Raw genomic sequence first — 11,208 nt, 5'->3', positions numbered from 1 at the left:
AAAAGCGGCTTTTTTAACAAGTTTATAAAATTACAATCTAGATCAACCGTGAGCTTCGGCTAAATACAACCAAGTATCAATCACAGTGTCTGGATTTAACGATACAGTATCTATGCCCTGCTCGACCAACCAAGCCGCAAAATCGGCGTGATCTGAAGGACCTTGACCACAAATACCTATGTAAGCACCCTTAGTTTTAGCCGCTTTAATGGCCAATGAAAGTAGCATTTTAACGGCTTCATCACGCTCATCAAATAAGTGGCTGATGATACCTGAGTCACGGTCAAGACCGAGTGTTAGCTGAGTTAAATCGTTTGAACCGATTGAGAAACCATCGAAATGCTCAAGGAATTGATCCGCTAACAGAGCGTTTGAAGGCACTTCACACATCATGATGACGCGTAAACCATCTTTACCACGCTCTAAACCTTGCTCTTTCAGCAGGCCGATCACTTGTTCAGCTTCTTTCACTGTACGTACGAACGGGATCATGACTTCAACGTTTTTCAGACCCATGTCGTTACGAACACGTTTGATCGCTTCACACTCTAAGGCAAAACAGTCACGGAACGATTCAGAGATATAACGGCTTGCACCGCGGAAGCCCAGCATTGGGTTCTCTTCTTCTGGCTCGTAACGATCACCGCCAACCAAGTTTGCGTATTCGTTAGACTTAAAGTCTGACATACGCACGATCACTTTCTTCGGATAGAAAGCAGAACCGATAGTCGCAATACCTTCAACCAGACGGGCAATGTAGAACTCAACGGGTGATTCATAACCTGCGATCATCTCGTTGATTTCAGTTTGCAGTGCTGCATCCTGTTGATTGAACTCAAGCAGTGCCTTTGGATGAATACCAATCATACGGTTGATGATGAATTCTAAACGCGCTAGACCCACACCTTCATTTGGTAAACGAGCGAAATCAAATGCACGATCAGGGTTACCCACGTTCATCATGATTTTCATTGGCAGTTCAGGCAAAGAGTCAACACGGTTTGAAATCACTTCAAACTCTTGTTTACCTTCGTAGATAAAGCCAGTATCACCTTCGGCGCAAGAAACCGTCACGATTTGACCATTCTTGATACGGTCAGTCACGTCACCACAACCCACCACGGCTGGCACACCTAATTCACGGGCGATAATCGCCGCGTGACAAGTACGACCGCCACGGTTAGTGACGATGGCGCTCGCGCGTTTCATGATAGGTTCCCAATCTGGATCTGTCATGTCAGTCACTAACACGTCACCTGGTTGGATTTGATCCATATCGGCGATTGACGTTAATACTTTGGCTACGCCGGTTCCCACTTTATGACCGATAGCGCGACCTTCACAGATCACAGCGCCACGGCTCTTTAAGTGATAACGCTCAATCAATTGCACATCTTCACGGCTACGAACCGTTTCTGGACGCGCTTGAACGATATACAATTTGCCGTCGTTACCGTCTTTTGCCCACTCGATGTCCATTGGACGACCATAGTGTTGCTCGATAATCACAGCTTGTTTTGCCAACTCTTCAACTTCAGCGTCATTAATTGAGAATTGACGGCGTTGCTCGCTCGCAACATCTTCAATTTTAACTTGTTTGCCGTGAGCAGCATCATCTGAATACACCATTTGGATGAGCTTGCTACCGATATTACGGCGCACAACTGCCTTATGACCTAAGGCTAAAATAGGTTTATGAACATAAAATTCATCAGGGTTTACCGCGCCTTGAACAACCATTTCACCCAGACCAAAAGATGAAGTGATAAACACGACATCGTTATTGCCAGACTCAGTGTCCATAGTGAACATCACACCTGAAGCCGCTTTGTCTGAACGAACCATGCGTTGCACGCCAGCAGACAAGGCAACACCGTGGTGTTCGTAACCTTGGTGAACACGGTAAGAAATCGCGCGGTCGTTAAAGAGTGAAGCGTAAACGTGCTTGATAGCCGTCAGTACAGATTCAAAACCTTTAACGTTTAGGAAAGTTTCTTGCTGACCCGCAAAAGACGCATCTGGCATATCTTCTGCTGTTGCAGAAGAACGTACCGCGAATGACGCTTCGCTAGTTTCAGCGGCAAGTTTATCGTAAGCTTCACGAATGGCTTGCTCTAATGCTGGTTGGAATGGGGTGTCGATAACCCACTGCCTGATCTGTGCACCTACTTTAGCCAGCGCATTGACATCATCTACATCCAGTGTGGCTAGAATGTCATAAATCTTCTGGTTAACTCCGCTTTGTTCAAGGAACTCGTTGAACGCATGGGAAGTTGTCGCAAATCCGCCAGGTACTTGAACACCGGCATTGGCCAGATTGCTGATCATCTCGCCTAGAGAAGCATTTTTACCGCCAACCAAGTTGACGTCACCCATGCCTAATTCTTGATACCAGAGTACGTATTGCTGCACAGTTCTATCTCCGCAAGTTTATTTCAGTGGCCCCTTCACACGAGGGCAGCGGCATTTTACACTCCTGTCGAACACGCGTAAATCTATAATTTTATTTGTAATTTTATTACTACAAGAGGTCAGTATGGCACCAAAAGTATTCTATATCTCCGACGGGACAGCGATCACAGCTGAAGTTTTTGGTCATGCGGTTCTCTCGCAATTTCCATTAGAATTTGAGTCACTTACAATTCCATTCGTCGAAACTTTGACGAAAGCGGAGCAAGTTAAGCGACAAATTAATGATTGTTTTATTACAACAGGTGAGCGGCCGTTAGTATTCCATTCGATCGTAAAAGCAGAGATCCGCGACATCATCTACTCGAGTGAAGGCTTAGATTATGATTTTTTGAATACTTTTGTGGCCCCACTCGAACAACATTTAGGGGTTTCAGCTTCTCCAGTGTTGCATCGCACCCATGGAAAAGCGAATCACGGCTATGAAGCGCGTATCGATGCGATTAATTTCGCCATGGATAATGATGACGGTCAGACCATGAAACACATGGATCAAGCCGATCTGGTTTTACTTGGGGTCTCTCGCTGTGGCAAAACCCCATCGAGCCTGTATTTGTCGATGCAGTTTGGCATCAAAGCCGCGAACTACCCTTTCACCGAAGATGATATGGATAACCTTAAGTTACCCGACGCGCTGAAACGCAATAAGAAAAAACTGTTTGGCTTGACGATTGATCCTGTGCGTTTACATGAGATCCGCCAAAGCAGAATGGAAAACAGCCGCTACTCGTCACTCAAGCAGTGCCGCTTAGAAGTCAAAGAAGTGGAAATGCTATTTAAACGTGAACGCATTCCTTATATAGATACAACGAATCATTCAGTGGAAGAAATTGCCACCAAAATCTTGGATGTCACGGGCCTAGAACGGCACATGTTCTAAGCTTGTAGAGCAAAAAGCAGCAAGATAAACCGAGTGAATTTAGCTTAATTGAATCTAACTTAAATCAAATTCATTGCACAGTTGCCGACAATTAACACAATTGGCGCTGTGCAACTCGGTTCGATTCGTTATAATCCGAGGCAATCTGGCGAAAAGCGCCGCACGCAAGCTCGGTATTTTGAATGACCATAAAAACAGACGAACTACGCACTTCCTTATTAGCAAAAGTCATCTCACCTGCGCAACTGGCATCTGAGTTCCCATTAACTCAAGATGCGGCCGATTATCTGGTTCAGCAACGTCGTGAAGTCGAAGCCATTATTATGGGTGAAGATCAACGTCTTTTGGTGATCATAGGCCCATGCTCAATACACGATACCAAAGCGGCATTAGATTATGCGCAGCGCTTAGCCGCATTACATCAAGAATTGAAAGATGATTTGTGCATCTTAATGCGGGTCTATTTTGAGAAACCTCGCACGATTGTCGGCTGGAAAGGATTAATTTCTGATCCCGATCTTGATGGCAGTTTCGAGCCAAACAAAGGCTTACGTATTGCTCGCGAGTTGCTGCAACAAATCACTGAATTAAAATTACCTATTGCCACCGAATTCTTAGATATGGTAAATGGTCAATACATCGCCGATCTCATTACTTGGGGCGCTATTGGCGCACGCACCACTGAAAGCCAAGTTCACCGTGAGATGGCCTCGGCACTGTCTTGTCCTGTTGGTTTTAAAAACGGTACCGATGGCAATATCAATATCGCCGTCGATGCAGTGCGGGCCGCACAAGTTCCGCATATTTTCTATTCACCGGATAAAGATGGCGCGATGGCGGTCTATCGCACCCACGGTAATCCGTTTGGTCATATCATTCTGCGCGGTGGCAAAACGCCTAATTACCACGCCGAAGATATCGAAAAGGCACGGCAACAACTTGCCTCTGTTGGGGTCACTCAACGTATGGTGGTTGATTTCAGCCACGGTAACAGTGAGAAGAACCACCTTAAGCAGCTTAACGTCGCTGATGAAATCATGGCGCAAATGCGGGCAGGCAGCACTGCCATCGCCGGTATTATGGCTGAAAGCTTCTTACAGGAAGGCAACCAGAAAGTCGTTGCAGACCAGCCACTCTGTTATGGCCAAAGTATTACCGATGCCTGCTTACATTGGGATGACTCAGAAGTCCTGCTGCGTAAACTGGCAGCCGCTTCCCGCGAGCGAAAAACACTGTTAGCAAAATAGGCCTGACGCTTGAAAAATATGTCCGAAGCGATATACATTTTCCAATAAAAAAAACCGATCTTTGATCGGTTTTTTTATTAAGAGCGGTTTAATACCCAATGTAATAGCCAGCAACACACTGCGACTAACGCCTTTGCGTTCTTTTATTAAACATAAACAATGTTATAGATTACACACAAACGCCCAATCTGCAGAAGCTCCAGGTGCCGCGTTGGTCCACCACTTAGCTTGGTAAACAGCGCGACTGTTTTTCATCCGATCGCCCGTTGCTGCATGACTTGGATTTCCCTGATAGTCCTTTTGCGGGAAATTTGGATAAGCAGGAATACCCGCAGTATCAACACTCGCCGCTTCACAACTATCCACCACAGGTACTTGGCATTCAGGTAAACTTGGATTTGCAGCACAATCCAAAGGTGGAACAACGGAACTCGCCGCACCAAATCCATATCGAGTGCCATTAAAACTTACAGTAAAGTTTGATGGCATAGAGACAGGCAAATAGTACTTAATCGTGCCGTCAAACGTTGCCCCAGGCGCGAGACTTTTCCAGGTTGGCAAGATAAAGCGCACATGGTGGAAATCATTCTCCAACCCGCCCACGTTATTTCCTGCCACATTGGAACCATCCGTTACCACAGTTAACCCCATACCCGATTGATCGGCAATTTCGGCTGAAGTTGAAGTTGAAATATCAAATTCAAACTCCGCACCGCCGGGTATAGTCACTTGGCTATTATTGGTGATGGTTAAGGTTGGCGTAATCGGATAGTTACTGTCGCCCACTTTATAGCCAGATAAGCTTGCCGTTAAGGCCAATGTTTGTGATGGCATTACCTGATTGCTGGTGCGATTGCCATACGGGGTTGCTTGCGCAAATCCGTTGTACGCAATGCTGGTCATAGTATCACCGACAAAGAACTCACCCTGACCATTGTTACGCTCTGGATACCAGCCGAAGTCACCTGCTAATTCCCAGAACATGACGCCACCAATGCCGTTATCGACCACATATTGCACTTTACGCGCCATAGCTTGCTCATCTTCAGTAGACAGATACACCTTTTTTGTCGGGTTCCATAACCATGAAGATTCCGCCACAGCGTCATAATGGCGCTCATAGGTGCCCGTCAGTCGATCGGCAACATTCATTTGCGGATCTAATCCATAAAGGCTTAAATAACTGCCGCTGATACCGAGTTCCAAGTTTTTAGCATGCCACATAGGGTTAGAGCCTGCGAACATCTCATCGCCACGAACATCACTATCGTGCCAGAGGTTATCAATTCCTTGAGCACCGTAACCACAGTTTGACGCCCCATCACCCGTACCCACAGGGCAAGCCGTTTGATCCGGATATGCCGCTAAGCCCCATAGGCCGTTAGTGCCACCACTAACATTTTGCCAACCACGCGTATAGTAAGGAATACCGATATTGATCCGCCCTGCTGGCATAGAACCGCGGAAATAATGGTATGCCCAATCGGTATTGAGATAACCAATGCCGCCATATTGCGCCGTACTATAAACATCCCAATGCGCAAGTTCTGCATCTGTACCAGTGTCAAACAGCGCCGCATTGTGACCGACAAAATCATTCCACGCGCCGTGCAAGTCATAGCTCATAATATTGACGTAATCGAGATAACGAGTCATCTGATACGCCTCCATCCCACGTAACAAATAGCCCGATGCTGGCGCAGCAACGGTTAACATATAGTGCTTACCATCTTGCTTGCTGGCTGCATCGAGTTTTTCACGCAGGGTTTTCATCAGCAGTTCGTACTGTTTAAACAAGGTCGCACGCTTTGGCTCTGACATCGCAAAATCATCAGGATTACCGGATTTAGCCATTGATGTCGCGTACTCATAGTCAATATCCGCCCCATCAAAGCTGTAAGTGCGTAAGAACGCCACCACAGAATCGGCAAAGGTTTCAATACTTTGCGTCGTCTGAGTCATCTCATAGAAACCACCACTGGCAACACGATTACCGTTATCATCAAAATAACCGCCCGTTTCAGCCCAGCCACCAATCGAGATTAAAGTCTTAACGTTTGGATGGCGTTTTTTATACTTGTTGAGTAAGTTAAAATGGCCTTTGTAATTAAACTCGGGATCCATCTCAGCGCCTGTAACGCCCGGCCACTCTAATCCTGTTGCCGCGTTCGTCGCACTATTGGGGTCGCCAATAGAGACCTTGTTATTCGAATCAATATGCGCAAATGCATAATTGATGTGGGTAATTTTATCCCAAGGAATATCACTTGCGAGATAACTCGGCTGGCCATTTTTACCCGTGCGCCACGAAGTAAAGTAACCGATAACGCGGCGGGCGTGATCGCTACCCATTTTTTCGCGGCCCTGTTCATCGTACACATCGCAATAGACTGAATCACCCACTAAACCTTCAGGACGGCAAGCCTCATTATCGGTTGGTGCTTGACCTACTTGGCCAATAACCGCCGTTGATAATGTTGTCAGGCCAAGATTATCAATCGCCTCAGCGGTGAAACGAATGTCGCCGTTTTCAATGGCTGTCCATTGTGCACTGTATGGCGCGGTTGCATCTTCAGCAACGAGCACACCGTTAGCATAAAAGCGCACGCTGGCCACATAGCCATCACTGTCAGTCGCAGTTGCTGCGAGTGATAACACCGTGCCTAAATCTGTTTGAAAGTTGGCCTGCGGCGCGGTTAATGTCACGCTCGGCGCTTGATTAGCTGCGACAACATTGAGTTTGATGATTGCCGACAAGACACTGGCATTGTGACTATCGTAGGCACGGGTTTGTATTTGATGCTCACCGACTCCAGCGGCCTGCCATATTGCCGAATAGGGTGCACTGTTATCAGTCGCAATCAATTGACTATCAAGATAAAACTCAACTCTAGTAATGCTATCACCCGTATCAGGATCGCTCGCATTCGCGCTAATGGTTACTGAGTCGCCGATATTGACAGCGCTGTCATTAAGAGGTGACAAAATTTCTGTCGAAGGCGGTAAGTTTTCACTCGTAGCATTGATAACGGTTAGCACAACACTTTTCTCGGTCGTCGCACCTTTGTCATCGGTCGCTACCGCTTTAAGCTGGACACTGCCGATCGCATTAGTCGCCCAAGGGCTCGTTACCGCCTGACCATTGGCAAACCAATTTACGCTCGCAACGGTACCGTCAACATCAGATGCATCTGCCTGCAGCAAGACGACATCCCCTAAATTCACACTCACATTGTTTTGCGGCTGCAAGATGACCAGTGTAGGGGCTTGGTTTTGCGCTCCGTCACACACACCTTTGTTTTCCCATACGCCCCACTGCCCTGTTTGGCTAGGGTTTTCATTCTGGGTCCACCACTTATTTTGATAGAGATAATTATCGTAGGTAACAGGCGTGACGGTTGCGTAGATTTGGCTACTGTTCCAAGCTGCTATGTCTTGGCAACTCACTGCTGCAGCCGTTTGAGAATAACTGAAACCCGCCATAGCTGTGGCCATTAACCACGCGAATCGCTGTTGTTTCATTACCCAAGGTATATTACAGATCATGTTGAAATCCTCTTTTATTATAGTATGTTACCGGAATAGTCCTTTACACGAGCACATACAACGTCAGATGACAACAAAGGGGTTACTGCGGAATATTCAAGGTAGCTCAATGTAAGTAATTTGTTAACCTTTAAAGTGTTATATTAAATAACTAGATATGACAAAATATAAAAATCACATAACTTTTAATGACTTATACTTAAACAATGAGTTTAAAATATTATTTGCTATGCATAGCCGCCTAAAAGGTTAGTAATAAACCGACAATAAAATCTGCTAGAGGCTCAAAATGAAGTGGCTTTCTATCTTTAAGAATTAAAAATCTCTATAATTCAGCCTTATTTGCTGCATTACCTTAGGTTGCTGTATGTCGCTTACGCCCATTTCTCCAAACACCAAAAATACCTCACGAACCGAAACCCCTGAAGCACAATTTCCTGAAGCGATTCAAACGCGAATCGACTCCTCTGAAGCGCGGGTAATCAAAGCGGTATTTCCATCCATCACCAACCATCACAATACCTTATTTGGTGGCGAAGCTTTAGCGTGGATGGATGAAACGGCCTTTATTGCTGCAACTCGTTTTTGCCGTAAAACCTTAGTGACTGTGAGTTCCGATAGAATCGATTTTAAAAAACCTATCCCCGCAGGCACATTAGCCGAACTGATCGCGCGGGTGATCCATGTCGGTAACACTTCATTGAAAGTTGAAGTGAACATCTATGTCGAAGACATGTATCAAGATCACCGAGAGCATGCCATACGTGGTGTGTTCACCTTTGTTGTGGTTGACGAACAACGAAATCCCACTCAAGTGTGGACATACGAGTAGTTTTTTAGACGATGTAAGCTACAAAACGGCCCGTTATCTCGGGCTTTTCATTACTATCGTGCGATTCAAAAATATTTTGCAAAACACCGACCAAAGTCTAACAACCAGAAACATATCAAAAATTTGTCCTTATTCATGAATAAAGCAATAGGATCCTTGATTACTTTTCTGTTACATTGAGTTCAATCTTCACGCGCACCGAACATAATCATAAAAGCCATGAAGCTAGAAAACTTAAATATTATTATCGCAGACGATCACCCATTGTTCAGAAATGCACTACGTCAAGCACTGACCACAGCGTTTGAGCATGCACAATGGTTTGAAGCTGACAGTGCTGACGCACTGCAAGCTGTGTTGGATGTCCGTAGCGTCGATTACGATCTTGTACTGTTAGATTTGCAGATGCCCGGTTCCCACGGCTACTCCACACTAATTCACCTACGTTCACATTATCCCGATTTGCCCGTAGTAGTGATTTCAGCACACGAGGATATCAATACCATTAGCCGTGCGATTCATTATGGTAGCAGTGGTTTTATTCCTAAATCGGCCTCGATGGAAACCCTCAAAGAGGCACTGAGTGCGGTGTTATTTGGTGATATTTGGTTGCCTAAAGGCACTGAGATTATTTCTATCGAGGACGATGCCGTTGATAAAATGGCCAGCAAATTGTCCGATCTCACGCCGCAGCAGTATAAAGTGTTGCAGATGTTTGCCGAAGGTTTGTTAAATAAGCAAATTGCCTATGATCTTGGCGTGTCTGAAGCGACCATCAAAGCACACGCAACTGCCATTTTTAGAAAACTGGGCGTTCGTAACCGAACACAAGCCGTCATAGCTCTTGCTCAGCTTGAGATGGATAAAGTCGATTTATCTTAATCGCTTACGTCTTGATATGTATAATGGACTTGATGCATGTTTATGCTTTATGAATGCCACATGGCTAGTGTCTACATGAACTAAATTTAAGCGCCTAGATTTAAGGACTTATTAAGCACTTAGATGTAAGCACTAAGGTTTAATACCTTGATTTATTCATGAAGTTTCAGCTAAACATTATTCCATAAAAAATGCCGCTTATATTAGCGGCATTTTTTATGTCAGTAAATCATCGCCAATTAACGCATTGGCAGATTTTTATCGGCAAACATTTCATCGATAAGCTGTTGATCCCGTAAGGCGACAGCTTTCTCCACCACGTCACGGGTTAAATGCGGCGCAAAGTGCTGAATAAAATCATACATATAACTGCGTAAGAAGCTGCCCTTCCTGAAGCCAATTTTAGTCGTACTGTGGGCAAACAAATGGCCAGCATCAATCGCAACTAAATCTTTATCGACATTAGGGTCAATCGCCATAGAGGCGATGACGCCCACACCTAATCCTAAACGGACATAGGTTTTCAACACATCGGCACTGGTCGCACTAAAAACAACGCGCGGCTCTAAGTTGGCACGATTGAACGCTTTCTCAATTTCAGAGGCACGGTCAAAACCAAAGACATAAGTCACTAAGGGGAAGCGCGCTAAATCTTCGATGCTAATCAAATTATTTGGGCTACGGGTCGCAAGAGGATGATCTTTAGGAACGACGATGGAGCGATTCCAATGATAACAAGGCAACATAATCAAGTCGGAATACAAATGCATTGCTTCAGTCGCAATGGCGAAATCCGCATCACCGCGAGCCGCCTGTTCGCTGATCTGCGACGGCGTCCCCTGATGCATATGCAAGTTCACTTTAGGATAGCGATCAATAAACTGCCGAATGATCGTCGGCAATGCATAACGCGCCTGAGTGTCTGTTGTGGAAATATTTAACTCGCCTTGATCGGGCTTAGTATATTCCTCAGAAACTTTTTTAATGCTCTCAACTTTACCCAAGATATCATTGGCAATGCTGATCACTTGCAAACCTGCAGGTGTGACATGGGTTAAATGCTTACCGCTACGACCAAATATTTGGATCCCCAACTCATCTTCAAGCATACGAACTTGTTTACTGATCCCAGGTTGAGAGGTATACAAGTTTTCAGCTGTCGCCGATACATTGAGGTTATGTTTTACGACCTCAGCAATATACCTGAGTTGTTGCAGTTTCATTTTATTTCCTTGTCTCAAACACGCAAAATGCCATTAACAACTGAGCCCTCAAAGCACTCTCAGCTATAATCAATCGTTATAGTATATAGTAAAACTTAAAGCAAATAGGAATATAGAGCACAAGTCTGC

7 protein-coding genes are annotated in these 11,208 nt (G+C 45.3%); 4 read left to right on the top strand and 3 right to left on the bottom strand.

The features are described from left to right. Positions 1-42: 42 nt before the first annotated feature. Positions 43-2,412 (bottom strand): phosphoenolpyruvate synthase, encoded by a 2,370-nt coding sequence (ppsA, locus tag AC5YB3_RS21475; protein WP_006081951.1) that lies wholly within the window; start codon positions 2,410-2,412, stop codon positions 43-45. Positions 2,413-2,536: 124 nt separating this feature from the next. Here ppsA and ppsR point away from each other — a divergent pair, with 124 nt between their 5' ends. Next, on the top strand, positions 2,537-3,349 hold the full coding sequence (ppsR, locus tag AC5YB3_RS21470) for a posphoenolpyruvate synthetase regulatory kinase/phosphorylase PpsR (protein ID WP_006081952.1): 813 nt from the start codon (positions 2,537-2,539) through the stop codon (positions 3,347-3,349). Between the two features lie 182 nt (positions 3,350-3,531). Further along, positions 3,532-4,596 carry a 3-deoxy-7-phosphoheptulonate synthase gene (locus tag AC5YB3_RS21465; RefSeq protein WP_006081953.1) on the top strand — a complete coding sequence of 355 codons (1,065 nt, stop codon included), beginning with the start codon at positions 3,532-3,534 and terminating at the stop codon, positions 4,594-4,596. 162 nt (positions 4,597-4,758) lie between these two features. Here AC5YB3_RS21465 and AC5YB3_RS21460 read toward each other — a convergent pair whose 3' ends face one another. Continuing rightward, complete coding sequence (locus AC5YB3_RS21460; RefSeq protein ID WP_494526135.1) at positions 4,759-8,142, bottom strand: glycosyl hydrolase family 18 protein; 3,384 nt, start codon at positions 8,140-8,142, stop codon at positions 4,759-4,761. 367 nt (positions 8,143-8,509) lie between these two features. Here AC5YB3_RS21460 and AC5YB3_RS21455 point away from each other — a divergent pair, with 367 nt between their 5' ends. Continuing rightward, positions 8,510-8,974, top strand: coding sequence for an acyl-CoA thioesterase (locus AC5YB3_RS21455; protein ID WP_494526134.1), 465 nt, complete (start codon positions 8,510-8,512; stop codon positions 8,972-8,974). A gap of 219 nt (positions 8,975-9,193) precedes the next feature. Beyond that, positions 9,194-9,856 (top strand): response regulator transcription factor, encoded by a 663-nt coding sequence (locus tag AC5YB3_RS21450; RefSeq protein ID WP_107404388.1) that lies wholly within the window; start codon positions 9,194-9,196, stop codon positions 9,854-9,856. Positions 9,857-10,095: 239 nt separating this feature from the next. Here AC5YB3_RS21450 and cysB read toward each other — a convergent pair whose 3' ends face one another. Continuing rightward, on the bottom strand, positions 10,096-11,079 hold the full coding sequence (gene cysB / locus AC5YB3_RS21445) for an HTH-type transcriptional regulator CysB (protein WP_006081957.1): 984 nt from the start codon (positions 11,077-11,079) through the stop codon (positions 10,096-10,098). Positions 11,080-11,208: the final 129 nt, after the last annotated feature.

The organism is Shewanella sp. 1311 (assembly GCF_059338235.1).
Note: the sequence above shows the minus strand (reverse complement) of the source record. Positions and strands in the feature narration are given on the sequence as shown.

What these genes read in the sequence shown, in the direction of transcription:
- ppsR (WP_006081952.1), top strand. Translation starts at nt 2,537, where the DNA reads ATGGCACCAAAAGTATTCTATATCTCCGACGGGACAGCGATCACAGCT.
- AC5YB3_RS21465 (WP_006081953.1), top strand. Translation starts at nt 3,532, where the DNA reads ATGACCATAAAAACAGACGAACTACGCACTTCCTTATTAGCAAAAGTC.
- AC5YB3_RS21460 (WP_494526135.1), bottom strand. Translation starts at nt 8,142, where the DNA reads ATGATCTGTAATATACCTTGGGTAATGAAACAACAGCGATTCGCGTGG.
- AC5YB3_RS21455 (WP_494526134.1), top strand. Translation starts at nt 8,510, where the DNA reads ATGTCGCTTACGCCCATTTCTCCAAACACCAAAAATACCTCACGAACC.
- AC5YB3_RS21450 (WP_107404388.1), top strand. Translation starts at nt 9,194, where the DNA reads ATGAAGCTAGAAAACTTAAATATTATTATCGCAGACGATCACCCATTG.
- cysB (WP_006081957.1), bottom strand. Translation starts at nt 11,079, where the DNA reads ATGAAACTGCAACAACTCAGGTATATTGCTGAGGTCGTAAAACATAAC.